Source organism: Thiohalorhabdus sp., assembly GCF_046545655.1.
Lineage (GTDB): Bacteria > Pseudomonadota > Gammaproteobacteria > Thiohalorhabdales > Thiohalorhabdaceae > Thiohalorhabdus.
Genome location: NZ_JBKGZG010000041.1, coordinates 1 through 24,915, shown reverse-complemented (window position 1 = coordinate 24,915; position 24,915 = coordinate 1). Strand labels below are relative to the sequence as shown.

Genomic DNA, 24,915 nt, shown 5'->3' with positions numbered 1-24,915 from the left:
TCCATGCTCATCCCCGAGGTGGTGGGCGTGCGCCTCACCGGCAAGCTGCCAGAGGGCGCCACCGCCACCGACCTGGTGCTCACCATCACCGAGAAGCTGCGCTCCCACGGGGTGGTGGGCAAGTTCGTGGAGTTCTACGGCCCCGCCATCGGCGAGCTGCCCCTGGCGGACCGCGCCACCATCGCCAACATGGCCCCCGAGTACGGCGCCACCGTGGGCTTCTTCCCGGTGGACGGGACCACCCTGGACTACATGCGCGCCAGCGGCCGCGCCGAGGAGCAGATCGCCCGCACCGAGGCCTACATGAAGGCCCAGGGCCTGTTCTGGAGCCCGGACCAGCCCGAGCCCACCTTCAACGCCACCGTGGAGGTGGACCTGTCCGGCGTGGTGCCGAGCCTCGCCGGCCCCAAGCGGCCCCAGGACCGCATCGCCCTGTCCGAGGCCAAGGAGAGCTTCCATAGCGCCCTCACCGAGACCTTCGCCAAGGAGCCGGGGGGCACGGCCCCCGCGAACCTGGACTCCGGCGCCGCCGAGCTGGGCCACGGCTCGGTGGTGATCGCCGCCATCACCTCCTGCACCAACACCTCCAACCCCTCGGTGATGCTGGCCGCCGGGCTCGTCGCCAAGAAGGCGGTGGAGCGGGGCCTCACCACCAAGCCCTGGGTGAAGACCAGCCTGGCCCCGGGCTCTAGGGTGGTCACCGACTACCTGCAGGCCGCCGGGCTGCTGTCCTACCTGGAAGAGCTGCACTTCAACCTGGTGGGCTACGGCTGCACCACCTGCATCGGCAACAGTGGTCCGCTGCCGGAAGCGGTGGAATCCGCCATCGACGAGGGCGATCTGGTGGCGGCCTCGGTGCTGTCCGGCAACCGCAACTTCGAGGGCCGCATCCACGCCAAGGTGAAGGCCAACTACCTGGCCAGCCCGCCGCTGGTGGTGGCCTACGCCTTGGCCGGCACCATGGATTTCGACCCCTATAGCGACCCGCTCGGCCACGACGGCGACGGCAGCCCGGTCTACCTCAAGGACCTGTGGCCGTCGCTGGCGGAGGTGGATGCGCTGCTGCGCAGCTCCTTGAACCCGGAGGACTACCGTCGCGCCTACGACCACATCTTCGAGGGCGACGCGCACTGGAAGCAGCTGGACGCCCCCAGCGGCGACCGCTTCGAATGGAGCGACGCCTCCACCTACATCCAGAACCCGCCCTTCTTCGCCAACCTGAAACGGGAGGTGGGCGAGCCCACCGACATCCACGGCGCCCGCTGCCTGGCCAACCTGGGCGATTCGGTGACCACCGACCACATCTCCCCGGCCGGCGCCATCGACCCCGACAGCCCCGCCGGGCAGTACCTCATGGAACGCGGCGTGGCTCCCGCGGACTTCAACTCCTACGGGGCGCGGCGCGGCAACCATGAGGTGATGATGCGCGGCACCTTCGCCAATGTGCGCCTGCGCAACAAGCTGGCCGGCGGCAAGGAAGGCGGCTGGACCACCCACGTCCCCAGCGGCGAGCTGCTGCCCATCTACGACGCCGCCATGCGCTACCGCGCCGAGGGCACGCCGCTGATCGTCATGGCCGGCCGCGAGTACGGCACCGGCAGCTCCCGCGACTGGGCCGCCAAGGGCCCCGCCCTGCTCGGCGTGCAGGCGGTGATCGCCGAGAGCTTCGAGCGCATCCACCGCTCCAACCTCATCGGCATGGGTATCCTGCCGCTGGAGTTCCAGCACGGCGACAACGCCGACGAGCTGGAGCTTACCGGGGAGGAGACCTTCGACATCGTCGGCATGTACGACATCGAGGACCCGGATGAGGACCTGATCGTCTTCGTCCACTGCCCGGACGGCACGGAGAAACGCTTCATGGTGCAGCCGCGCCTGGACACGCCCAACGAGCTGGCCTACTTCAAGCACGGCGGCATCCTGCCCTACGTACTGCGCAGCATGGCCGACTGAGCCGGGCGGCCCGACGCAGAAAGGCCCCGGGAGCTTCCCGGGGCCTTTTTTATCGAACCGTCATGGACGCCGAGGAAGGCAAAGACAAGAGGAAACAAGGGCAACACCATGCCCCAGTAATCCGTTTCCTCTCGGCGAAGAATACGCCGTTCTTCTGCCTCTTTGCTTGGGCCCTGGGCGGTTTGGCGTTTGCCGCCTTTCGGCTCAGGACCCGGTCAGGCGGGACCAGTCCGTGATGAGGCAGGTGGTGACGGCCCGGCCGATGCCCTCGAGCACCGCGTCGGTGTTCCCGGAAAGGGCGCGGGTGAGCAGGACCAGGGTCATGGTCCGGTCCTTCACCACCAAAGGCCGGAACAGCAGCTTGCGGTCCTGCCCCAGGCTCACGGCCACGTATTCCGGATCCTTCTCCGCGTCCTCGGGGTCGGCCTCGGTGAATCCGGCGAAGGGCACGGCCTCCCCCGGTTCCCGGGCGGCTTGCTTGCGCTCCGGGGGGAAGGCGTCTTTCAGCCGGTGCAGCAGCTGGATAGAATCCGGAGCCAGGGCGGTGATGCGGTCCGGGTGCTCGAAGCCCCGGTTGGCCACGGCCCAGCCGTCGGGGCCCACCACCATGGCGGCGAGGAAGCGGCGGCTGCGCAGGGTCTCCTCCAGTACCCATTCGACCCGGCTCTGGGGGCCCGCCGTGCCCGGGGGCCCGTACGATGGACTGTAATCGGCTTCCTGGGAGCTCATCCCGGTCTCCTCATGGCACGAACGCCAAGTACGGCGTTCCCCGCACAAGGGTATGCGATGCAACTGCAAATTGCCAAGGCCGCCGGCTATCTGGCCATGCCTCCGGGACTCCTGATCCTGGGCGGGATCGCCGCCCTGCTCCTGGCCCGCCGCGCGCCGCGGCTGGGCGGCTGGCTGGGCGCGGCGGTGCTCGCCCTCGCCTACTTCCTGAGCATCCGCCCCGGCGCGGAGCTGCTCCTCACCCCGCTGGAGACCCGCTACGAGGCCCTGGAACGGATCCCGCCCACGGCGGAGGCCATCGTGGTCCTGGGCGGGGGACAGATCCCGGACAGCCCCGAGTACGGCCGCGCCGTGGCCGGCGACGCCACCCTGCAGCGCACCCGCTACGCCGCCCACCTGGCCCGCGGCAACGGGCTGCCGGTGTTCACCACCGGCGGCCTCCCGCTGGGCCGCGGGGCCCCCACGGGCCGGCTCATGGCCGATGCCCTGGTCCACGACTACGGGTTCCCCCCGGGCCGCATCCAGGCGGAGACCGACGCCCGCAACACCCGGGAGCACGTCACCAACCTCAAAGCGCACCTGGACGGACGGGAGCGGGTGGTGCTGGTGACCACGGCCTGGCACATGCCCCGCTCCATGGCCACCTTCGCCGCCGGCGGCCTCGACCCGGTGGCGGCCCCCACGGACTACCACGAGGGCTTCGGCGAGCCCTACCACTGGCTGGACTTCCTGCCCGCCGCGGACTTCCTCGAGATGAGCAGCAACGCCGCCCACGAATACCTTGGGCTCCTCTATTACCGGCTCCGCGGCTGGGTGTAGGTGCCCGAGGGCGGCTTCGCCCCGTCCGGAATGGAAGCGGCAGCCCGAAAGGGCCGGCGGACGGGACGGACCGGTGGGCGCAACCGTCCGTGGCGGGTACAATTGCTCTTTTCGGGCCGGCGGGCCCCGGAGCTGCCCAGGAGGAGCGTGTAATGACGGAAGATGCCCAGACCCTTCGGCGCCTGTCCGGAACGGCCGAGCTCCGCCATGAGGGGGAGAGCACGCCCCTGGACACCCTGGAGGGCTCGGAGGCGGAGCGCGGGGTGGACATCACCCGGGTCCGGGCCCAGACGGGCCTGGTCACCTTCGACCCCGCCCTGGCCAACACCGCCGCCACCGCCAGCGCCATCACCTACCTGGACGGCGAGCGGGGCATCCTGCGCTACCGCGGGTACTCCATCGAGGACCTGGCGGAGCGGGCCTCCTTCGTGGAGACCGCCTACCTGCTGATCTACGGCGAGCTGCCCGACAAGGAGGAGTACGACTCCTTCTCCTGGGCCCTCTCGGAGCACTCGCTGCTCCACGAGGACATGAAGCGCTTCTATGACGGCTACCCCATGACGGCGCACCCCATGGCCATTCTATCGGCCATGGTCAACTCACTGTCCACCTTCTACCCCGAGGCCCAGGACGCGCTGAACCCCGAGGAGCGCGAGCGCACCATTGTGCGGCTGCTGTCCAAGCTGCGCACCATCGCCGCCTTCGCCTACAAGAAGCTGCACGGCCAGCCCTTCATCTATCCGCAGAACCACCTCTCCTACTGCGGCAACCTGCTGCACATGATGTTCGCCCTGCCCACCGAGGAGTACGTGGTGGACGAGGAGCTGGTGCAGGTGCTCAACCAGCTCCTGATCCTGCACGCCGACCACGAGCAGAACTGCTCCACCCATACCGTCCGCACGGTGGGCAGCGCCCAGACCAACCTGTTCGCCTCCATCTCCGCCGGCATCAACGCCCTGTGGGGGGTGCGCCACGGCGGCGCCAACCAGGCGGTGGTGGAGATGCTGGAGACGATCCACGCCGACGGCGGCGACGTGCGCAAGTACATCGAACTGGCCAAGGACAAGAATTCGTCCTTCCGGCTCATGGGCTTCGGCCACCGCGTCTACAAGAATTACGACCCCCGCGCCCGCATCATCAAGGACGCCGCCTACCGGGTCTTCGACAAGCTCGGCATCCACGATCCGCTGCTGGAGATCGCCCTCAAGCTGGAGGAGACAGCGTTGTCCGACGGCTACTTCACCGAGCGCAAGCTGTATCCCAACGTGGACTTCTACAGCGGGCTCATCTACCGGGCCATGGGCATCCCCACCAACTTCTTCACCGTGATGTTCGCCCTCGGCCGCCTGCCCGGCTGGATCGCCCACTGGAAGGAGCAGATCGAGGACCCCTCCATGCGCATCACCCGCCCGCGGCAGCTCTACACCGGCCCGGAGGCCCGCCCTTTCCCAGCGCTCGCCGAGCGCGGCTGACCGCACGGAGCCGCCTTGGAGGCGCTCGCCCTGTTCCAGCGGTTGGGGCTGGCCCTGGCCCTGGGCCTGCTGATCGGGTTGGAGCGGGGCTGGCAGATGCGCGAGCGGGCCGAGGGGGGCCGGCTGGCGGGCCTGCGCACCTTCGGCCTCACCGGGCTCATGGGCGGGGTGTGGGCGGTGCTGGCCGAGGACTTCGGCGCCCCCGCCCTGGGGCTGGGCTTCCTGGCCCTGGCGGCGGTGGTGATCCTGGCCCACCTGCAGATGGTCCGCGCCGGCGACGAGCCGGACTACGGCATCACCTCCGTGGTGGCCCTGCTCCTCACCTTCGCCTTCGGTGCCCTGGCCGTCACCGGCAATTCGGCCGTGGCCGCCGCCGGCGCGGTGGTCACCGCCCTCCTGCTAGGCCTCAAGCCCGTGCTCCACGGCTGGCTGCGCCGCCTCACCGAGCCCGAGCTCCTCGCCGCCCTCAAGCTCCTGCTCATCTCCGTGGTGGTCCTGCCCGTGCTGCCCAACCGGGGGATGGGCCCCTGGGACGCCCTCAACCCCTACGCCCTGTGGTGGATGGTGGTCCTGATCGCGGGCATCTCCTTCGTGGGCTATTTTGCCATCAAGCTCATCGGCCCCCACCGCGGGGTGCCCCTTACCGGCCTGGCCGGGGGCCTGGCCTCCTCCACCGCCACCACCCTCAGCTTCTCCCGCATGGGCCGGCGCGAGCCGGGCCTGCGCCGGCTCCTGGCCGCCGGGGTGGCCGTCTCCGCGGCCACCATGTTCCCCCGCATCGTCCTGGAGGCCGCGGTGGTGAACCCCGCGGTGCTCACCGTGCTGGGGCCGGTGATGGCCACCATGACGGCCCTGGGCTTCGCCGCCGCCGGATTCCTGTGGTGGCAGTCCGGGGACGGCGACGCCCCCGGGGACATGGCGCTAAAGAACCCCTTCGAGATCGGCCCCGCCCTGCAGTTCGGGGTCCTGCTGGCGGCCATCATGCTGCTGGCGGAGGGGGCCCGGGTGTGGCTGGGGGACGCCGGGGTCTACCTGCTGGCGGCGGTGTCGGGGCTGACGGACGTGGACGCCATCACCCTGTCCCTGAGCCGCATGGCGCGGGGGGACATGGAGGCGGAGGTGGCCGCGCGCGCCATCCTCCTGGCCGCCGCGGTGAACACGCTGGTGAAGGGAGGGCTGGTGGTGGCCATCGCCGGTCGGGGCATGGGGGGCCCGGTGGCGGCGGCCTTTGGGGTGGTGCTGGCGGGGGGCCTGGTGACCGTGGTCGCCCTGTAGGCTCTGGGTCCGCGGTGGGTTGCGGGGCCCCCTTTCGCGGCGGACGCCGATCGGACCGGCGTCGACGGGCCGCCATCGGGCGGGAGCCGTCGGGACAGCAGCCCGTTCCCGAAGTCGTCCGGCCTCAGGAGGCCCCGGGGCCTCCCTCGCTGCGGGCGGAAGGGGGGGAGGCGCTCGATCCGGCCTCCCCGGCCGCAGCCGGCCCCTCCTCTTCGTTCCCGTCCTCGGACTCCAGACCCAGGATGGCGTCGATCTCCTCGGCCTCCAGGGTTTCGCGCTCCAGGAGGGCCTCCGCCAGGGCATCGAGGCGCTCGCGGTTGCGGGTGAGGATCTCCTCGGCCCGCTCCTCCTGGGCGGCGATCAGGTCGTGCACCTCCTGGTCGATGAGCTGGGCGGTGTGCTCGCTGTAGTCCTTGGCCTGGGCCATCTCACGGCCCAGGAAGACGTGCTCCTCGCCCTCGCGGAAGGCCACCGGCCCCACCTTGTCGCTCATGCCCCACTGGGTGACCATCTGCCGCGCCAGCCGGGTGGCCTGCTTGAGGTCGTCGTGGGCGCCGGTGGAGAAGTCGTTGAAGCGGACCCTCTCCGCCACCCGGCCGCCGAGCATGACGGCGATGCGGGCGCGCAGGTAGCCCACCGTGTAGTTGTAGCGGTCCTCCTCGGGCACCTGCTCGGTGGCACCCAGGGCCTGCCCCCGGGGGATGATGGTCACCTTCTTGAGCGGGTCGGTCTCCTTGAGCAGGCGCGCCACCAGGGTGTGGCCGGATTCGTGGTAGGCGATGCGCCGCTTCTCCTCCTCCTGCAGCAGGTCCTCGCGCTCGCTGCCGAACAGGATCTTGTCGCGGGCCTTGTCGAAGTCCTCGCGGTCCACCCGCTCCTTGCGGCCGCGGGCGGCGAACAGCGCCGCTTCGTTGACCAGGTTCTCCAGGTCCGCGCCGGAGAAGCCCACGGTGCGCGCGGCGATGGTTTCCAGATCCACGTCCTCGGCCAGCGGCACGTCGCGGGTGTGGACCTTGAGGATGGCCTCGCGGGCCTTCTTGGGCGGGCGCTCCAGGGTCACCTTGCGGTCGAAGCGCCCCGGCCGCAGCAGGGCGGAGTCCAGCACGTCGGGCCGGTTGGTGGCGGCGATGACCACGAGGGACTCGTCGGACTCGAAGCCGTCCATCTCCGCCAGGATCTGGTTGAGGGTCTGCTCGCGCTCGTCGTGGCCGCCGCCGAGGCCCGCCCCGCGCTGGCGGCCCACGGCGTCGATCTCGTCGATGAAGATGATCGCCGGGGCCTCTTTCTTGGCGTCGTTGAACATGTCGCGGACCCGGGAAGCCCCCACGCCCACGAACATCTCCACGAACTGCGAGCCGGAGATGGAGAAGAAGGGCACCTCCGCCTCGCCGGCCACCGCCTTGGCCATGAGGGTCTTGCCGGTTCCGGGCGGGCCCATCAGCAGCACGCCGTGGGGGATCTCGGCGCCGAGCTTGCGGAACCGCTCCGGCTCCCGCAGGTAGTCCACCAGCTCCTGCAGGTCCCGCTTGGCGTTCTCGGAGCCGGCCACGTCCTCGAAGGTGACGCTGCTCGAGCTCTTCTCGTAGCGCTTGGCCTGGGACTTGGTGAACCCGCTGATCTGCTGCCCCATGCCGCCGAGCTGGTTCTGCATGCGGCGACCGGCGAACCAGATCAGGCCGATGATAAACAGCAGCGGCAGGAGCCCGACGAGCAGCGGCCCGAGCAGGGAGTCCTGCTCCGGGATGGCGGTCACCGCCACGCCGTTCTCCTCCAAGAGGTCCATGAGGCGGGGGTCCTCGAAGGGGGGCTTGGCGGTGGTGAATCGGGACGGGGCCCCTTCCCCCCGGGCCTGCTCGGTAACCGGGCGGGCGTCCTGGCTGTAGCGGCCGTCGATCTGCTGGCCGCGCACCGTCACCTCGGCCACCGTGCCGGCGCGCACCTCCTCCTTGAACTGGGTGTAGGAGAGCTCCACCCGGCTGCCGCCCTGGCCGCCCAGCCACAGGAAATAGCCGAACAGCAGGCCGAGTACCAGGAACCAGATCCAGTACCGCCACTGCTCCCGCGGCGGCGCGGGACCCTCGGGGGTTCCTTCCGGGGGGCCGCCTTCCGGGTTGGTCTGCGCCATGGGGGTGCTCTTGCCTTTCTGTCCGGGGCGTCGGGTCGGGCCCGGGATCAGGGGGAGGCGCCCAGGTGATCCCGGAACCACTGGGAGGCCAGCTCGGCCGCCCGCTCCAGTTTACCTTCCTCCTCGAACAAATGGGTCGCCCCCGGGACGATTTCAAGGTGGCTCCCCGCGGGAAGCCGCGCCAGCGCCTCCCGGTTGAGGTCGATAACCACCTGGTCCAGACCGCCCACGATCAGGAGCACCGGGGCACTCACCCGGTCCAGGGCCTCCCCGGCGAGATCCGGGCGGCCGCCCCGGGAGACCACGGTGGCCACCTCGCCCTCCAGCTCCACCGCTCCCCGCAGGGCGGCGGCCGCGCCCGTGCTGGAGCCGAACAAACCCACCGGCAGGTCCCGGATGCCGTTCTTGCCCCGCATCCAGCGCACCACCATCACCAGGCGCTGGGTGAGCAGGGGGATATCGAACCGGTTGGCGTAGACCTGGTCCTCGCTGGCCGTCAAAAGGTCGAACAGGAAGGTGGCCATCCCTGCCTCCCGAAGGACCCGGGCCACGTAGTTGTTGCGGGGCGACAGGCGGCTGCTGCCGCTGCCGTGGACGAAGATCACCAGGCCCCGCGCCCCCTCGGGCACCACCAGCTCGCCATCCAGGCTTGTCCCGTTCAGCGGAATCTCCACGAGCTCTCCCGCCATGGCCTACCCCCTGCTCACCGCGCGGGGCGAAGCCACCAGCTCCCGCAGACGCTCGGCGTCCAGGGCGGCGTACCCCGCCTCGTCGTTGTCGAAGAACACGTACCCCTCCAGGCCCCGTACCTGCCACTCGTGGAGCCGTCCGGCCCACTGCCGCAGGGCCTCGTCGTCGTAGGTCCCCGCGTAGGCCCCCGCCGGACCATGGAGCCGGACGTAGACGAAATCGGCGGTCACCTGGAGGGGGCACTCCGTCCCGTGGAGGTCGTAGATGCAGAAACCGGCGTTGTGCTCGCGCAGCAGGGCGTACACCCGCTCGTCGAACCAGCTGGGGTCCCTGAATTCGAAGGCGTAGCGTTGGCCCCTGGGCAGGGCCTCCAGGAAGGCCTGCAGGCGGTCCAGGTTGAGCCCCCATTTGGGGGGGAGCTGGAACAGCACCGGGCCCAGGCGGTCCCCCAGCAGCCCCGCGCGCTCCCAGAAGCGCTCCAGGCTGGGGCCGGGGTCCTTGAGCTTCTTCATGTGGGTGATGTAGCGGCTGGCCTTCACGGCGAACAGGAAATCCCCGGGCACCCCGCCCCGCCACCGGGCCACGGTCTCCGCCTTGGGAAGGCCGTAGAAGAAGCTGTTGACCTCAGTGGCGTTGAACCGCTCGGCGTAGTAGTCGAGGAAGGCGTTCTTGGGCAGGTCCTGCGGGTAGAAGGGCCCCCGCCAGTGGTCGTACTGCCAGCCCGAGGTGCCGATGCGGATGCGCTGTTCCGGGTGTTCGCTCATGGCTTCTCCCCAGGCGGTCCTCTCCGGTCATCCATGCATGACCCGGGCCAGCGGGCGCACCCCCTGCCAGCGGGGGACTCCGCCCCACCCGGCTGCGGCCCCATAAATAATTTAGACACTGCCCGCACGGGGGCGGTTTTCCCGGCCTCCCGCCGGTCCCGGCGCGCTTCCCACTTCCCCAAGCCGGATACCGCAACTGCCGCCCTGGTGGGATTTCCGGATTGAAAAACCCCAAAAGACGGCGTTACAAAGGAGGCAAGGATTGGCCGCAATCGCCCAAAGGAGGCATGGCCATGGCAAGGGATCTGCAGCTGTACGCCGACCTCGAGGTGGCGGACATCGACGACCCGGAGGTCCAGGAGGCCCTTCGCGAGCTGGATCAGCGCCTCGACCGCTCCCAGGGGCTGGGGGAGATCGTGACCGAGGGCCGGCGCATCCACCTCGGCGTGGGCTACCTGGACAACAACCCCGCCTACACCATCTGGCTGTTCCAGGTGGTAAGCCTCTTGGTCAAGCACACCCGCGAGCCCTGCGTGGAATGCCAGATCTGCGATTCCACCGGGGACTGGTGGAGCGAGCGGGTCTACCCCGCCGCCTAGCTCCCCGTCTCGGGCCCCCCGGGCAAGTCCTTCCCGGGGGTCAGGTAGCGCATGGCCTCCTCGTCGGACACCTGGCCGAACTCCGCGTAGAACTGACCCACGGCCATGAACCACTCGGGGGTCTCCACCGCCACCACCTCGTCCGCCTCGCCCTCCAGCCGGCGGACGCTCTCGGGCGGTGCCACGGGCACCGCGAGCACCACCCGCGCCGCCCCCCGGCTGTAGGCCAGGCGAATGCAGGCCACGGTGGTGGCCCCGGTGGCCACGCCGTCGTCCACGACCAAAACGGTCCGCCCTTCCAGGTCCGGATCGGGCCGGCCGCCCCGGTAGCGGTCGAACTTCTCCCGGGCGTTGGCGGCCTCCTGCCGGCGTGCCCCCTCCAGGTAGTCCTCGTCCACCCCCAGCTGCCGGATCAGCGACTCGTTGCGCCACACGCTGCCGTCGCTGGCCACCGCGCCCACGGCCAGCTCGGGGTTGCCCGGGGCCCCCATCTTGCGCGCCACCACAATGTCCAGCGGCAGCCCCAGGGCATCCGCCACCGCCCGCCCCACGGGCAGCCCGCCCCGGGGCACCGCCAGGACGATGTCGCCCCGGATCCCCCGCTCCCGGAGGAGCGCGGCCAGCCGCTCGCCTGCCTGCTTCCGGTCCTGGAACAACGTTGCCTCCTCGGCCGCCACGCGGGCCCTCCCAACCTTTCTACCATCGGTGGCCGGGCGGGCAAATCGGCCCGGCCTCCGGGCGGTGCGGGGGGCGCAGCTAACCGAGGTCCGGAGCGGGATGGCCTAGCAGGAAGCCCTGCCCCAGGGGAATCCCCACCTCCCGGACCGCCTGCTGCACCTCCTCCTCCTCGATGAGCTCGGCGATCGTGCGGATCCCCAGCTCCTCGGCCAGGGTCGCCATGCTCTTGACGAAGGCGTGGTCCCGGGGATCCCGGGTCATGTTGGCCACGAACTCGCCCTCGATCTTCACGTAGTCGATGGGCAGGCGCTTGAGGTAGTGAAAGGAGGAGAAACCGCTGCCGAAGTCGTCCACGGCGAACTGGAAGCCGTCCCGCTTCAGGTCGTTGATGAACCGCTCCAGCAGATTGAGGTTGCGCACCGTTTCGCGCTCCGTGAGCTCGAAGACCACCCGGTCGGGATCCATGCCTTGGGCCCGCACCAGTTCGCGGATGCGGGCGGGGAACTCCTCCAGGACCAGGGCGCGCGGGGAGAGGTTGATGAACAGGAGCCCCTGGTACCCGGCCTCCCGGGCATCGGCGAAGGCCCGCTCCATGACCAGGTAATCCAGCTTGTGCACCACGCCCATACGCTCGGCGTGTTCGATGAACTCCTCCGCCCCCAGCACCTCCCCCTGGCTGTGGATCCGGCTCAGCACCTCGTACGCCACCACGGTGCCATCGGCCACCGTGCGAATGGGCTGGTAGTAGGGGACCACCGCCGCGCCGTCGATGGCCTCCTGGACCAGGTGGCTCTTCTCCCCCAGCTCGCGGAAGACCTCCACCACGTCCTCCTCGGTGGGCATGCCGATGCGGTGCTTCCCCTGGGTCTTGGCGCGGTACATCATGTTGTCCGCGAACAGGAACAGGTCGTGGGCGTCGGTGGCGTGGGCGGGATACATGGCGATGCCCACGGACACCGTGGCCCGCACGCGGGTGCCGTCGGGGGCGTCCAGGACCACGCCGTCGGCGGCCTCCAGGAGCCGCTGGGCCACCGCGTAGGCCTGCTCGGCTCCGGTCTCCGGCAGCAGCCCCACGAACTCGTCGCCCCCGTAGCGGGCCCAGACGTCGCCGTCGCGCAGGGCGTCGTGCAGCGCGGCGGCGAACCGCTGCAGGAACTGGTCCCCCAGCGGGTGGCCGAAGCGGTCGTTGATGTTCTTGAAGTTGTCGAGGTCCACCACGAGCAGGCCGAAGCTGTAGCCGTGGCGCTCGGCGCGGCCCACCTCGTAGCTGAGGAACTCCCGGAAGGTGCGCTGGTTGTAGAGGTTGGTCAGGGGGTCCCGGCTGGCGTAGTACTCCAGGTCCCGGGTGTACTTGGAGATGGCGCGCACGGAGCCCACCACGTTCAGCAGCGTGGACAGGATGCTCTCGGTGACCAGCACCCGGGTGGGATCCCGGGTGGTGGCGGCGTTGACCCCGATCCCCACGATCCCGCCGATCTTGGGGCTGTCCAGGAACAGGGACTTGGTCTGCACGTCCAGCTCCTCCGCGGAGACCGCGAGCTCCGGGGCCCCGGGATCGGCCACATTGTGGTGGATCTCCACCTCCGTGGCGGCCCCGAAGTGGGGGTTGTCCGCGATGGCGCGGTGGATCCGGCTGGTGACCGCCTCCCGCGTCTCGGCGCTGGGGGGATGGATCCAGAACACCTCCAGGTCGTAGAGCTCCTCGTCCACCTTGAACAGGGAGAACAGGGAGTAGGCCTCGATGAGACCGTTGATCTCCCGCAGCAGGTGCTTGATGTAGTCCCGCCAGTCCTGCACCACGTCCGAGGTGATGACGAACTTCTCCAGCAGCCGGATCTCGAACTCCAGGAGGTCCTTGTCCACGGCGATCCCTTGGAGGCGGGAGGACAGCTCACGCACCTGCGCCGCCAGGGTGTTGAGCTCGGCGAAGCCCACGTCCGGGATCTCCTGCTCCACCTCCCGCAGGTCCGACACCGTGTTCACCCGCTCGATGCTGCCGCTGAGGGAGGCCACGGAACGGTCGATGCGGCGGCTGATGAACCAGGCCACCCCGACGGCGGCCCCCAGCGGGACCAGGGCGATGAGCAGGAAGGCGGTGCGGAACTGCTCCCGGGCCGCTTGGATGGCCGGCCCCAGGTCCTCCTTCACCGTAATCACCCCCAGGACGTCGTCCGCCGCCGCGTTGGTGTGGCACTGCAGGCATTCCTCCCGTGCCCGGAGGGGATGGACGAAGGTGAGCCGGTTGCCCTCTTCTACCCGCTCGGGCTCCCCGGTGCGGAAGGCCTCGCGGACGGCGGGGTCCAGGGGCGGCTGGTCGATGGTTCCGAACCGCTCCTCCACCAGGTCACCCCGGAACACCTCGATGGCGAAGCGGTTGCCCTCGGTATTGCGCTCCAGGGCGTCCAGGAAGTCCTCCACGTCCTCCCGGTCCCACCCGCGCCGCATGACCTGGAACATGGAGCTGAAGGTCTGCTCGGCGAGGAAGCGGGCCTGCTCCTGGGCGTCCTGCTGGACGTAGCGCCGGGAGATCCAGGAGGTCACCCCGTAGGCGATGCCGAACAAGATCATGGAGGCCGCCACGGCGGCCACCAGGATGAAACCTTTCAGGGAACGCATAGGGCCTCCTGGTCTGTCCTGGACGGAAACACCGGATCCGGACAATCCGGACAGGAAAAACCCTACACATGCAAAGGGAAAGTGGAAAGGGGGGTCTGGGGTGCGCGGGAGGCCGGGGGCGGGCCCGGGGCTCAGTCCCCCTCGGCGAAGCGGCGCAGGAGCTTCTCCTTGTAGACCTGCTCGGTCTTGAGGGAGGTTGCGCCGCCGCGGCCCAGCTGGACCCGTTCGGCCAGGACGCGCAGGCGGGCGCGGGCCCGGCCCGCCTCGGCCGGATCCTGCACCGCCTCCAGCAGATCCTCCAGCTCCTTGATCTCCTGGTTGGGCGCCAGCTCCGGCGGCAGGTGCCCGGAGTTCTTGAGCATGCGGTAGGCGGTGCGCAGCTCCTGGGGGACCATGGAGTCGTCCTCCAGCTCCAGGGGCTCCCCCTGGCCGGGAAGGTCGTCGAAGCCGCCCTTCTCCATGGCCTCCTGGATGCGCTCCTCGGCCAGTCGCTGAAACAGGAACAAGATGTCTCTCCTGGACGTGAGTCCGCCCGGTGGATGCGCTATCCTTGGCCGCCCCCGGCGGCCGCGTTCATTGTAGCCGCCCTTCCCCGTCCCTCGCCATCGGAAGCGCACCGAGGAGGCCCGAGATCACCGCCCCGCTGCTGAGCGCCCGCAACCTGGAGCTGGCCGAGCCGCCGCTGGGCCCGCTGGACCTGGCCCTGCGGCCGGGCGAGCTGGTCCTGCTCGCCGGCCCCAGCGGCTCGGGCAAATCCCGCTTGCTGCGCGCCCTGGCGGACCTGGACCGGCCCGCCCGGGGCCGGGTGGAGCTGGAGGGCCAACCGGCGGAGAGCTTTCCGGCCCCGAAGTACCGCCGCTCCGTGGGCTATCTGCCCGCCACCCCGGTTCTCGGTACGGAGTCCCTGCGCGCCCTTCTGGCAAAGGTGCGCGGCCTGCACCACCGGGCCGCGGCCTCGGACCCGGAGCGGGAGCTGGCCGGCCTGGGCCTGAGCGGGGAGGTGCTCGACCGCCCCGCCCAGGCCCTGTCCACCGGGGAGGCCCTGCGCGCGGCCCTGGGCCTGCTGTTGAGCGGAGAGCCCCGCGTCCTGCTGCTGGACGAGCCCACCGGCGCCCTCGATCCGGGGGCCACGGAGCTGGTGGAGGAGGCCGTCCTTCGGCGCGCGCGCTCGGGGACGGCGGTGGTCTGGGTCACCCACGACCCCGCCCAGGCGGGCCGCCTGGGCGACGCCCTGTACCACCTGGAGGGCGCCGCCCTGCGCGGGCCGGAGCGGGAGCGCGGCCGGTTCGCTTCGATCATGCAGCGCTTCGAGACCCGCGCCCACAAGGGGGAGGACCGCCATGACGCCTGAGGGACCCATCGCCCTCTCCGCGGCGGACCTGGCGGTGGCCGCGGCGCTGATCCTGCTGAACGGCGGCATCTCCCTGGCCATGAGCCTGGGCATGGGCCGCTCCATCTTCATCGCCGCGGGGCGCATGGTGGTGCAGCTGCTGGCGGTGGGCATGATCCTGGAGTGGATCTTCGGCCTGCGCCACCCCTCGGCGGTGGTGGCCCTGGGCCTGCTCATGGCGGTGCTCGCCGGCCGCGAGGCGGTGGCTCGGCAGCGCTACCGCTTCCGGGGCATCTATCCCCTGGGCTGGGGGATCATGGTGGGCTCGTCCTTCCTGGTGACGGCGGTGGCCCTGTTCGGCATCGTCTCCGTGGACCCCTGGTTCCAGCCCCAGTACGCCATCCCGCTGCTGGGCATGGTCCTGGGCAACACCCTGAACGGCATCGCCTTAGGGATGGACCGGGTGCTCACCGGCCTGCGGCGGGAGCAGGGCTACATCGAGCTGCTGCTGGCGCTGGGGGCCACCCGCCGCGAGGCCGTGCGGGATCTGGCGCGGGACGCGGTGCGGGTGGGAATCACCCCCATCATCAATGGCATGTCCGTGGCGGGCATCGTCAGCCTGCCGGGCATGATGACCGGGCAGATCCTGTCCGGAACCGCCCCCGTGGAGGCGGTGAAGTACCAGATCATGATCTTCTTCCTGATCGCGGCGGGAACGGCGCTGGGGACGGTGGGCGCGGTGCTGGGCAGCCTGCGGCGGCTGGTGGACGGGCGGGGCCGGATCCGGAGCCAGGCCTTGGAGGAGAAGGGCTGAAGCCCGGCTTCCGCCCTGTCCTGGGGTGACAGTTGGGGGGGGTGCAGCCCCGAGCCGGAGCAAAGGCCCGTCCGGTCGCGGCCACTGGCCGCTCCCATAGGGAACGGGCTTGCGGGGGGATAGTGCTTGTGGGAGGGGCTGCAAGCCGCAACCCGCCCAGGGTGTGCCCAGGCCGAGGGGTTTTCTCCCGCCCCCTCAGTCGAAGTCGTTGGCCAGCTTCTCGTGCAGCCGCTGGGGTACCGTCACCTCGAGCTGGCGCTTGTCGTGATCGATGCCCACGTGCACCGGGCTGCCGCCCTTCCAGTCGCGGACCATCTCCGGTTCCAGCTCGAAGCGCATGAAGTGCACCGTGGAGGTCTTGTCGGGGGTGGAGCGGTCCAGGTCCTCGTCGGCGTAGGCGTAGACCTTGTCGTGGCCGTCCACCCGCACCCAGAGGCGGTGCTCGATGCCCACCAGCTCCGCCAGGCGCGCCATGCGCTCCTCGCGGTCGTCGTACTGGATCATCATGGTGGCCTTGAGGTTGGAGCCGTCGGGGATGAGCGGGTTGTAGACGTCGAGCTCGTCCTGGAGCTCCTCGGGCTTGTACAACCGCTCGGCCCGGGCCATCTCCTGGACCTGGTACCACATGGTGTCCCGGTCCTCGAAGAAGAGGCTGATGTGGTCGTCCAGGTCCAGGCGGCGCTCCGCCTTGTGGGCCTGGATGCGCTCCTGGATCTCCTTGCGCCGGCGCTCGTAGTCCTCCAGGGAGAGCAGGTCCTGCTGGGTGATCGCCTGCATGGGAATCCTCCGTTATTCGGTTGCACCCTTTCGCGCCCGGCTCCGTAGGAGCCCGCTTCAGCGGGCGATTGCTTGTGCAGGCATCGGAGTCCGATTCGGGATCGCCCGCTGAAGCGGGCTCCTACGCCGGCCTTATTCCAAGGGTTGCGGCCCCGTCAATTCTTCTCCATGGACCCGAACCCGAACAGCCCTAGGCCTTCTCCTCCAGCCCGTACGCCATCCGCACCAGGGTCAAGGGATGGGTGGGCGGCTGCTCGGTCTCCAGGCCCTGCTTGATCTGGGTGCCGGCGATGGGGCAGTCGCTGGCGTAATGGTCGGCCTCCGCCTCCCGCACCCGGCGGAACAGCGGCTTGCCGATCTCCATGGACTTCTCGAACCACTCCACCTTCACGCCCCAGGTGCCATCGTGGCCGGAGCAGCGCTCGAAGGCCGCCACCTCGGTGTCCGGAATCAGCTCCAGCATGCGCTGGGTCTGGGCGCCGATGTTCTGCACATGCTGGTGGCAGGGCCGGTGGTAGGCCACCTTGCCCAGACCCTGCCGGAAGTCGGTGTTCAACAGGCCCTCGCGGTGGCGCTTCAGCAGGTACTCGAAGGGGTCGAAGACCCGCTCCGCCACCTTGCGCGCCCGCTCGTCGTCGGGGTCCACGTTGCCGTACTCCTGGCGGAACATCAGCGCGCAGGAGGGCACCGGGGCGATGATGTCCCAGCCGTCGTCCACCAGGGCCTCCAGTCGGGGCAGGTTGGCCTCCTTGGCGGCCATGACGGAATCGAAGTCGCCCAGCTCCAGCCGCGGCATGCCGCAGCACTGCTCGCCCTCCACGAAGCGTACGGGGATGCCGTTGTGCTCCAGCACCGCCACCAGGTCGCGCCCGATCTCGGGCGTCTGGTAGTTCACGTAGCAGGTGCCGAACACCGCCACCTTGCCCGCGGTCTCCTCCCCCGCGGTGGGCTCCACGGCGGGTCCCTGGTAGGCCTTCTTCCAGCTGGTGAAGGTGCGGGAGGCGTAGCGGGGCAGCTCCCGGTCGCGGTGGACGCCGAGGGACTTCTCCAGGGCCGCACGCAACGGCCTCTGCCGGTTGGCCCAGTTCACCAGCGGCGCCACGCCGGGGCGCGCCGCCACCCGGCCCAGGGTGTCCGTCTGCGTTAGGACCTTGTCCCGGAAGGAGGGCCCGCCGTCCCTGTACTGGATGGCCTTGGCCCGCAGCATCAGGTGGGGGAAGTCCACCTCCCACTCGTGGGGCGGGACATAGGGGCATTTGGCCATGAAGCACATATCGCAGAGGTAGCACCGGTCCACCACCTGGAAGTGGTCTTCCCGGGTGAGGCTATCCACCTCCATGGTCTCCGACTCGTCGATCAGGTCGAAGAGCGTGGGAAAGGCGTTGCACAGGGACAGACACCGCCGGCAGGTGTGACAGATGTCGAAGACCCGGTCCATCTCCTCGTGGAGGGCGTCCTTGTCCCAGAAGGACTCCTCGCCCCACTTCAGGGGGTGGCGCTGGGGCGCCTTGGATGCTCCCTCTTCCGCCATGCGCGTCTCCTCGGGTTGGGCCGGAGTGCTTGGGCCGGGCCGGACCGGAGATCCCCGCCCCGGTGGGCGCCTGTGCCACACGGACCCCGTGAGAGGGCCGTAGAGGGATTCCCATCAGCGTGAAGCCCCCGGGGCCTCCGGGTGCAGGTACTGCCTGTATTCAGGCGCTGGAGGCCTGTGCAAAGGCGCCCCAGCGCGCGGGAGACCGGCCCCGTAGGGCCCGTCCCATTTCCTTAGTCCATGTTGTCCAGCGCCTTCTGGAACCGGTTGGCGTGGGAGCGCTCGGCCTTGGCCAGGGTCTCGAACCAGTCGGCGATCTCGTCGAAGCCCTCGTCCCGGGCGGTCTTTGCCATGCCGGGGTACATGTCGGTGTACTCGTAGGTCTCGCCGGCGATGGCGGACTTCAGATTGGTGGCGGTGTCGCCGATGGGCTCGTCGGTGGCCGGATCACCGGCAGCCTCCAGGAACTCCAGGTGGCCGTGGGCGTGGCCGGTCTCGCCCTCGGCGGTGGAGCGGAACAGGGCGGAGACTTCGTTCTCCCCTTCCACGTCGGCCTTCTGGGCGAAATACAGGTACCGGCGGTTGGCCATGGACTCGCCGCCGAAGGCTTCCTTCAGGTTCTCGTGGGTCTTGGTGCCCTTCAGATCCGCCATGGTGGCGCCTCCTCCGTTGGGCGGGTGGGTTTTAGAAACGGTCTAAATTGAAATTTAGTTTACACAGAAGAGGGATGCAACCCCTTCCAGCATCCTACATGGGGACACCGCCGCATGCTTTCAAGGGTCTGTTCTACCGGGATTTCCGGAAAACGTCCGCTCCCTCATTTCACCCCGCCACCGGTTTCCTGGACGAAGCGGTTCCGCCGCTCCCGCCCCCGGCGCTCGTCCACCCCCGCCAGCAGGACCAGTCCCACCACGAAGAAGCCCGCGGTGGCCAGCAAGGCGCCGCGATAGTTGCCGGCGGAAAAGTAGCTGAGCAGCCCGTAGGACAGCGGCCCGACGATGGCCGCCACCTTCACCGCCACCCCCCACAGACCGAAGAAGGCCCCCTCGTGGCCGGCGGGGGACAGCATGGCCACCAGCGCCCGGCCGCTGGACTGGCTGGCGCCCATGCAGGCCCCCACCAGGAAGGCCGCCGCCCAGAAGGTGCCCGGCTCCCGGGCGAAGAAGGCCAGCAGGATGGCCGCCAGCCATCCCACCAGGGTGATGGCCACGGTGCGCACGGCGCCGATGCGGTCGTGCACCCGGCCCAGGAGCCAGGCGCCGCCGGCCGCCGCCAGGTTGACCACCAGGATCATGCTGATGGTCTCGTCCTTGGAGAAGCCCATCACCTGCTCGGCGTAGACCGCCGCCAGGGCCACCACCGTCTGGATGCCGCAGTAGAAGATGCCCAGGCACACCAGGAAGCGGGCCAGGTCGGGGAGCTGGCGCGCGTCGCGCCACGCCTGAAGGGTGCGCTGCCAGGGATTGGTGCGGTAGCCGGTGCGGGCCAGGGGGCCGGGCCGCTCCCGCACCCAGAGAAAGGTGGGGATGGCCGCGATGGCGAACATGACGGCCACGATGACCATGGTCACCGGCACGAAGTCCTCGGCGGCGCCCCCCTGCGCCTGGGACCAGCGCACGTAGGCCAGGCAGACCAGCAGGGTGAGCAGGCCGCCGAGGTAGCCGATGGTCCAGCCGAAGGCGGAGGTGCGGCCCAGGCGGTGCACCGGCACCAGGCGCGGCAGGAAAGCGGCGATGAGGTTCTCGCCCAGGCCGAAGGCGGTGTTGGAGACCACGATCAGCGCCATGCCCAGGGTCAGGTCGCCCGGGCCCACCAGGCCCAGGGCGGCGGTGCCCAGGATGCACAAAACGGTGGAGACGCCCAGCCAAGGCTTGAGCCGGCCGTGCTCGTCGGCGGTCTGCCCCACCCAAGGGCCGATGAGCAGCACCAGGGCGTGGGACAGGGCCAGGGCCACCGTCCACAGCAGCCAGGCGGTGGGTCCGCCGCCCGCCACCGCGCCCACGAAGTAGGCGTTGAACACGGCGGTGACCACCACCGTGGTATAGCCGGAATTGGCGAAGTCGTAGAAGGCCCAGGCGAGGATCTCGCGGCGCCCGGCCCAGCCCTGCTCCGGCGCCTGCTCAGCGTGAAAGGGCATAGATGGCGTCCACGATGCGCCGGGCGGCCTCGTTGAGGAGGGCGCGGTCCCGGTCGCCGGTGTAGCGCCGACGCAGATCGTCCAGGTCCACCGCCGGGCCGTACCGCACCCGCACCCGGCGCGGGCGCAGGAAGGTCTTCACGTCGTGTCCGGGCAGCTGCCGGATGCCGTCGATGTGCACCGGAAAGACCGGCGCGCCGTTCTCCAGGGCCAGCATGGCGATGCCCGCCTTGGGGTGGACCCGTTCCTCCGGGGGGTGGATGCCGCCCTCGGGGAAGATCCCCACCACCCTGCCCTGCTCCAGCCGCTCCAGCACCCCGCGCAGGCTGGAGGCGGTGGGCCGCACCCGCTTCACGGGCACGCAGCCGGCCTTGTCGTACAGCCAGGTCAGGGCGCCCACCCGGTAGTACTCCATGGCGATCAGGAAGGAGATGAGCCGGCGGTTGGTGGCGATGAGGAACAGCGGGTCCGGGCCGGCGTGGTGGTTGGCCGCCAGAAGCGCCGGGCCCGCCTCCGGGAGGGTGCTGGCCTCGGCGTGGAGGCGATGGAAAAAGCGGCAATAGGCGCGGATCGCACCGTGCAGCAGGCGGGCCCAGAGGGGCCAGTCCCGGGCGTGGTCGGGAAGCATGGAGGACAAGCCGGCACCTCGAGGTTGCCACGAGCGGACAGCGTAACCATACCGGGCCCCGGGGGTCGAAGAAAGTCCGGGTCCATACCCTTTCCGGATTGGAGGGCGGTTTTTTCCGCCGCCGTGTCCGAGGAACCGGACAACCGCCCCCGACCTTGGGGACATCCCTTGAGCCCGAGCGCCGGCTGAAGCAGAATTCCGTAACCCCTTGATCATGGGGCACCGCCCCCGGAGTCGCCTTGGGGCGCCCCGAGCCCCCGGAGAACCCTGGCCTTGCCCCCACGCGTCCCCTCTTTTTCGCCGCCGGAGCTCAACAGCCTGCACGGGCGCTACCTCCTCGGCGCCCTGCTGGTCCTGGCGGTTCTGCTCGCCAGCAGCTGGTTCGCGGAGGCCTACCTGCATGAGCAGCAGTCCCTGCGCACCGAGCACTTCCAGCAGCGCCAGGAGGCCCTGGAGGTCAGCCGCACGCTGCAGAACGCCTTCTGGGAGGCGGAGCACTACCTGCAGGCCTTCACCCTGACCCCCGACGAGAAGAGCCGTACCCGGGCCCTGGAGGCCATCCAGCGCGCCCAGGATGGGGCCGAGCGGCTCCGCGGGCTGCCCTGGGTGGGGCGCAACCACTGGGAACCCCCCGCCCGCGAACTGGAACAGGCCTTCGTGGATCTGGAGGAGGAAGCCCGGTCGCTCATCGCCATCCGCACCTCCCCGGACCGGATGTACCCCGCGCTGCGCATCATGCGTGACAAGCTCGAGCCCGCCAGCCGGGCCTTCCTCAATGCGGCCCAGCTCGCCCTGTCCTCCGATGCCTCCCGCACTGCCGGCCCCTTGGGCCGGGCGGCGGACGGCGAGGTGGCCGAGGTGCTGCACCACGGCCGCTACCAGTGGAGCCGCATGATCGCGGAGTTCCGACTCTACATGACCGCCCGCATGGGGATGCTGGGCGGAGACGAGGACGAGACCCGGGTCCGGAACGTGGAATCCTTCTTCCGCGGCGTGTCCGAGTCCCTGGCGGAGCTCGAGGAGCGCGCCGAACGCGGCGCCCTTCCCCTGGTGCAGGAGCAGGCGGTGGCAACCATGCGGGAGCAGGCCCGCCGCTGGAACGACGCCTTCGAGCGGGTGCGCAGCGTCTACATCAACCACAACTGGCGGGAGGACTTCCCGCTCATCACCGGCTCCCTCCACCCCCTCTACCAGTCCATCCAGTCCTCCCTCATCCGCCTCGACAAGCGCCTGGCGGATTCCGCCAACCGGGCCACGGACTCCATGGCCACGGTGGCCAGCCACCTCACGGCCATGCTGTGGGGCCTGCTGGTGGTCCACCTGGGGGTGGTGGTGCTGGGCTACGCCTTCCTCAACCGGGGCATCCTCGCCCCCCTGGCGCGGGTGGCGGGGGCCATCAAGCGGGAGGCCGAGGGCGGCACCGGGGCGCCGGCCCTGCCGCGTGGCCCCCGGGAGATCGAGGACGTGGTGCACGCCTTCGGGGTCATGCGCGAGGAGGTGCGCTCCCGGGAGTCCGACCTGCAGCACCAGGCCTTCCACGACCCCCTCACGGATCTGCCCAATCGCCCGCTGCTGGAGGACCGCCTCAACCAGGCCATCCAGCGGGCCCGCCGGGAGGGACGCCCCGGCGCCCTGGTCATGCTGGACCTGGATTTCTTCAAAGAGATCAACGACACCTTCGGCCATCCCACCGGCGACCGCGTGCTGGTGGAAGTGGCCCAGCGCCTCCGCAGGGTCCTCCGGGACTCGGACACGGTAGCCCGCTTCGGCGGGGACGAATTCGGGATCCTGCTGCCGGACACGGACGGCGACGCCGCCAAGCACGTGGCGGGCAAGGTGCTCGCCCGCCTCCGCGCCCCGCTGAGCTCGGGCAACGGCGACCTGCACATCGGCGGCAGCATGGGGATCACCCTCTTCCCGGAGCACGGCGAGGATCCCGAGACCCTCATCCGGCGCGCCGACCTGGCCATGTACGAGGCCAAGCGGCTCCGCCAGGGCTTTGTGGAGTTCCATTCCGACCACCACCCCGACACCGTGGAGCGCCTCACCCGGGTGAACGACCTCTTCGAGGACATCCGCCAGGACCGCGTCCCCGTCCACTTTCAGCCCCAGACGGACCTGGCCTCGGGCCGAACCGCCAGCGCGGAGGCCCTGCTGCGCTGGGGCCCGTCCGGAGCTCACCCCCTGCCGCCGCAAGACGTCTTCGGCATGGCGGAGCGGGCCGGCGTCCTCCACGCCCTGACCCGCCGGGTGATCAATGCCTCGATGCGGGAGTGCGCCCAATGGCGCCTTGCCGGGCGCGACCTGGGAGTCGCCGTCAACCTGTCGGCGGACGACCTCCAGGAGACCGGCCTGGTGGAGGAGATCCGCAACCACCTGGCGGCCTGGGAGCTGCCGGCCCGCTGCCTGGAGCTGGAGATCACGGAGAACGCGGTGGTGGCCGACGCCGAGCGCGCCAAGCGGATCCTGGGCGAGCTGCGCGCCCTCGGCGTGCGCGTCGCCGTGGACGACTACGGCACCGGCTACTCCGCCCTCGGCTATCTCAAGGAGCTCCCCGTGGACACCCTCAAGATCGACAAGTCCTTCGTCATGGGGCTCCATCGGGATCCCGAGGACCAGGCCATCGTGCGCTCCACCATCGACCTGGGCCACAGTCTGGGGCTGCAGGTGGTGGCCGAGGGGGTGGAGGACGAGGAGGCCCTGCACCTGCTGCGCCAATGGGGCTGCGACCGCGCCCAGGGCTTCTACCTGGGCGCGCCCGTCCCGCATGGGGAGTGGACTTACGGTCCCGGCTGAGCCCCGCGGCCCGGTTTGTCACCCCCGGCCGCGGCCTCCATGATGAGGGGCAGGCCCGGCGGCGCCCGCCGGCGCCGGTACCGGTAGGAGCCCGCCGCCATGCGCCCCACCTTCCACCCCGCACTGGTGAACGGCCCCCTGGGAGACCCCGCCCTCTACGTGGAATTCCTGGATCGGCGCGGGGCCCTGCTGTTCGACCTGGGCGAGATCCCGAACCTCGCCCCGCGCAAGATCCTGCGCCTCACCCACGTCTTCGTCTCCCACGCCCACATGGACCATTTCGCCGGCTTCGACCGCCTGCTGCGGGTCTGCCTGGGCCGGGACGTGCGCCTGCGCCTGTTCGGCCCGCCGGGCTTCATCGACCGGGTGGGGCACAAGCTGGGCGGCTACACCTGGAATCTGGTGGCAAACTACGCCAACGACCTCACCCTGGAGGTGGCGGAGTACGCCAAGGACGGGCCGCTACGCCGGGCCCGCTTCCGGGTCCGCAGCGGCTTCCGGCGGGAGGAGCTGGAGCCGCCCCGGTTTCCGGGGGGCCTGCTGGTGGACGAGGAGGCCTTCCGGGTGCAGGCGGCGGAGCTGGACCACCGCACCCCCTGCCTCGCCTTCGCCCTGGAGGAGCCCGAGCACCTCAACGTCTGGCGCAACCGGCTGGAGGAGCGGGGCTTGGCGCCGGGGCCCTGGCTGGCGGAGCTCAAGGCGGCGGTGCGGCGGGGCGACCCCGATGCCACCCCCATCCGCGTGGGCTGGAAGGACCCGGCGAACCGTCCCCCTACCCTGCCGCTCGGCGAGCTGCGGGAGGGGCTCCTGTCCCGGGAGCGGGGGCAGAAGGTGGGCTACGTGGTGGACGCCGTGGACAGCCCGGGCAACGCCGAGCGCATCGCGGCGCTGGTGCGCGGCGCGGACCGGCTCTACATCGAGGCGGTCTTCCGCGGGCACGAGGCGGAGCGGGCCGCGACCACCTACCACCTGACCGCCCCGCAGGCCGGCCGGCTGGCCGCGCGGGCGGGGGTGCGGGAGCTGGTGCCCTTCCACTTCTCCCCGCGTCACGAGCACGAGGTGGAGGCCCTGGTTCGGGAGGCCGAGGAGGCCTTCGCGGCCGGCCCCTGACGCCCCAGCGTCCCGGCGCAGCAATTCTTTTTCTACTCTTTGGCCGGATCCGGGACGCGGGGCAAGCCCTCC

At 70.3% G+C, this 24,915-nt stretch carries 21 protein-coding genes; 9 read left to right on the top strand and 12 right to left on the bottom strand.

Annotation, left to right across the window (positions count from 1 at the left end; genetic code table 11):
• Positions 1–1,953: aconitate hydratase AcnA (gene acnA / locus ACLFRB_RS09575; RefSeq protein WP_411068793.1), on the top strand; the 1,953-nt coding region annotated here is incomplete at its 5' end.
• A 204-nt stretch (positions 1,954–2,157) separates the two neighbouring features.
• Here the strand turns inward: acnA and ACLFRB_RS09570 are convergent.
• The gene (locus tag ACLFRB_RS09570) at positions 2,158–2,682 is read right to left on the bottom strand and encodes a hypothetical protein (protein ID WP_411068792.1); all 525 of its coding nucleotides are present in this window, start codon (positions 2,680–2,682) and stop codon (positions 2,158–2,160) included.
• Positions 2,683–2,739: 57 nt separating this feature from the next.
• On the opposite strand from ACLFRB_RS09570, the gene ACLFRB_RS09565 reads away from it, so the two are divergent.
• The 3 genes from ACLFRB_RS09565 to ACLFRB_RS09555 all read left to right on the top strand — a co-directional run bounded on the left by ACLFRB_RS09565 (position 2,740) and on the right by ACLFRB_RS09555 (position 6,248).
• On the top strand, positions 2,740–3,501 hold the full coding sequence (locus ACLFRB_RS09565; protein WP_411068791.1) for a YdcF family protein: 762 nt from the start codon (positions 2,740–2,742) through the stop codon (positions 3,499–3,501).
• Positions 3,502–3,653: 152 nt separating this feature from the next.
• Positions 3,654–4,973 carry a citrate synthase gene (locus ACLFRB_RS09560; RefSeq protein WP_411068790.1) on the top strand — a complete coding sequence of 440 codons (1,320 nt, stop codon included), beginning with the start codon at positions 3,654–3,656 and terminating at the stop codon, positions 4,971–4,973.
• Positions 4,974–4,988: 15 nt separating this feature from the next.
• Positions 4,989–6,248 (top strand): MgtC/SapB family protein, encoded by a 1,260-nt coding sequence (locus ACLFRB_RS09555; RefSeq protein WP_411068789.1) that lies wholly within the window; start codon positions 4,989–4,991, stop codon positions 6,246–6,248.
• Between the two features lie 124 nt (positions 6,249–6,372).
• Here ACLFRB_RS09555 and ftsH read toward each other — a convergent pair whose 3' ends face one another.
• The 3 genes from ftsH to ACLFRB_RS09540 are packed head-to-tail and all read right to left on the bottom strand — an operon-like array spanning position 6,373 to position 9,827.
• Entirely contained in the window at positions 6,373–8,373 is a 2,001-nt protein-coding gene (gene ftsH / locus ACLFRB_RS09550; protein WP_411068788.1) for an ATP-dependent zinc metalloprotease FtsH, read from the bottom strand.
• A gap of 47 nt (positions 8,374–8,420) precedes the next feature.
• Entirely contained in the window at positions 8,421–9,062 is a 642-nt protein-coding gene (locus tag ACLFRB_RS09545) for a dienelactone hydrolase family protein (RefSeq protein WP_411068787.1), read from the bottom strand.
• 3 nt (positions 9,063–9,065) lie between these two features.
• A complete protein-coding gene (locus ACLFRB_RS09540) occupies positions 9,066–9,827 on the bottom strand; it encodes a DUF72 domain-containing protein (RefSeq protein WP_411068786.1) in 762 nt (253 codons plus the stop codon).
• Positions 9,828–10,120: 293 nt separating this feature from the next.
• Between ACLFRB_RS09540 and ACLFRB_RS09535 the strand changes: the two genes are divergently transcribed.
• Positions 10,121–10,426, top strand: coding sequence for a hypothetical protein (locus ACLFRB_RS09535; RefSeq protein WP_411068785.1), 306 nt, complete (start codon positions 10,121–10,123; stop codon positions 10,424–10,426).
• On the opposite strand, the gene ACLFRB_RS09530 is transcribed toward ACLFRB_RS09535, so the two are convergent.
• The 3 genes from ACLFRB_RS09530 to ACLFRB_RS09520 all read right to left on the bottom strand — a co-directional run bounded on the left by ACLFRB_RS09530 (position 10,423) and on the right by ACLFRB_RS09520 (position 14,226).
• Positions 10,423–11,103, bottom strand: coding sequence for a phosphoribosyltransferase (locus tag ACLFRB_RS09530; RefSeq protein WP_411068784.1), 681 nt, complete (start codon positions 11,101–11,103; stop codon positions 10,423–10,425). The genes ACLFRB_RS09535 and ACLFRB_RS09530 overlap by 4 nt on opposite strands.
• Positions 11,104–11,182: 79 nt before the next feature.
• The gene (locus tag ACLFRB_RS09525) at positions 11,183–13,720 is read right to left on the bottom strand and encodes a putative bifunctional diguanylate cyclase/phosphodiesterase (RefSeq protein WP_411068783.1); all 2,538 of its coding nucleotides are present in this window, start codon (positions 13,718–13,720) and stop codon (positions 11,183–11,185) included.
• A gap of 131 nt (positions 13,721–13,851) precedes the next feature.
• Entirely contained in the window at positions 13,852–14,226 is a 375-nt protein-coding gene (locus tag ACLFRB_RS09520) for a DnaJ family domain-containing protein (protein ID WP_411068782.1), read from the bottom strand.
• A 44-nt stretch (positions 14,227–14,270) separates the two neighbouring features.
• On the opposite strand from ACLFRB_RS09520, the gene ACLFRB_RS09515 reads away from it, so the two are divergent.
• Positions 14,271–15,071: an ATP-binding cassette domain-containing protein gene (locus ACLFRB_RS09515; RefSeq protein WP_411068781.1), complete on the top strand. Its 801-nt coding sequence runs from the start codon at positions 14,271–14,273 to the stop codon at positions 15,069–15,071.
• Positions 15,061–15,864, top strand: a complete 804-nt coding sequence (locus tag ACLFRB_RS09510; protein ID WP_411068780.1) for an ABC transporter permease — start codon at positions 15,061–15,063, stop codon at positions 15,862–15,864. The genes ACLFRB_RS09515 and ACLFRB_RS09510 overlap by 11 nt, the downstream gene beginning before the upstream one ends.
• 195 nt (positions 15,865–16,059) lie before the next feature.
• Here the strand turns inward: ACLFRB_RS09510 and ACLFRB_RS09505 are convergent, their stop codons facing one another.
• The 5 genes from ACLFRB_RS09505 to ACLFRB_RS09485 all read right to left on the bottom strand — a co-directional run bounded on the left by ACLFRB_RS09505 (position 16,060) and on the right by ACLFRB_RS09485 (position 20,937).
• Positions 16,060–16,641, bottom strand: a complete 582-nt coding sequence (locus ACLFRB_RS09505; protein WP_411068779.1) for a DUF3501 family protein — start codon at positions 16,639–16,641, stop codon at positions 16,060–16,062.
• A gap of 190 nt (positions 16,642–16,831) precedes the next feature.
• Complete coding sequence (locus ACLFRB_RS09500; RefSeq protein ID WP_411068778.1) at positions 16,832–18,172, bottom strand: heterodisulfide reductase-related iron-sulfur binding cluster; 1,341 nt, start codon at positions 18,170–18,172, stop codon at positions 16,832–16,834.
• A 233-nt stretch (positions 18,173–18,405) separates the two neighbouring features.
• Positions 18,406–18,825 carry a rubrerythrin family protein gene (locus ACLFRB_RS09495; protein WP_411068777.1) on the bottom strand — a complete coding sequence of 140 codons (420 nt, stop codon included), beginning with the start codon at positions 18,823–18,825 and terminating at the stop codon, positions 18,406–18,408.
• Between the two features lie 164 nt (positions 18,826–18,989).
• Entirely contained in the window at positions 18,990–20,309 is a 1,320-nt protein-coding gene (locus ACLFRB_RS09490) for an MFS transporter (protein ID WP_411068776.1), read from the bottom strand.
• Entirely contained in the window at positions 20,293–20,937 is a 645-nt protein-coding gene (locus ACLFRB_RS09485) for a lysophospholipid acyltransferase family protein (RefSeq protein ID WP_411068794.1), read from the bottom strand. The genes ACLFRB_RS09490 and ACLFRB_RS09485 overlap by 17 nt, the downstream gene beginning before the upstream one ends.
• 273 nt (positions 20,938–21,210) lie before the next feature.
• Between ACLFRB_RS09485 and ACLFRB_RS09480 the strand changes: the two genes are divergently transcribed.
• Both ACLFRB_RS09480 and ACLFRB_RS09475 read left to right on the top strand, forming a co-directional pair.
• Positions 21,211–23,733, top strand: a complete 2,523-nt coding sequence (locus tag ACLFRB_RS09480) for an EAL domain-containing protein (protein WP_411068775.1) — start codon at positions 21,211–21,213, stop codon at positions 23,731–23,733.
• 99 nt (positions 23,734–23,832) lie between these two features.
• Positions 23,833–24,843, top strand: coding sequence for a ribonuclease Z (locus ACLFRB_RS09475; protein WP_411068774.1), 1,011 nt, complete (start codon positions 23,833–23,835; stop codon positions 24,841–24,843).
• The last annotated feature ends 72 nt before the right edge of the window (positions 24,844–24,915 follow it).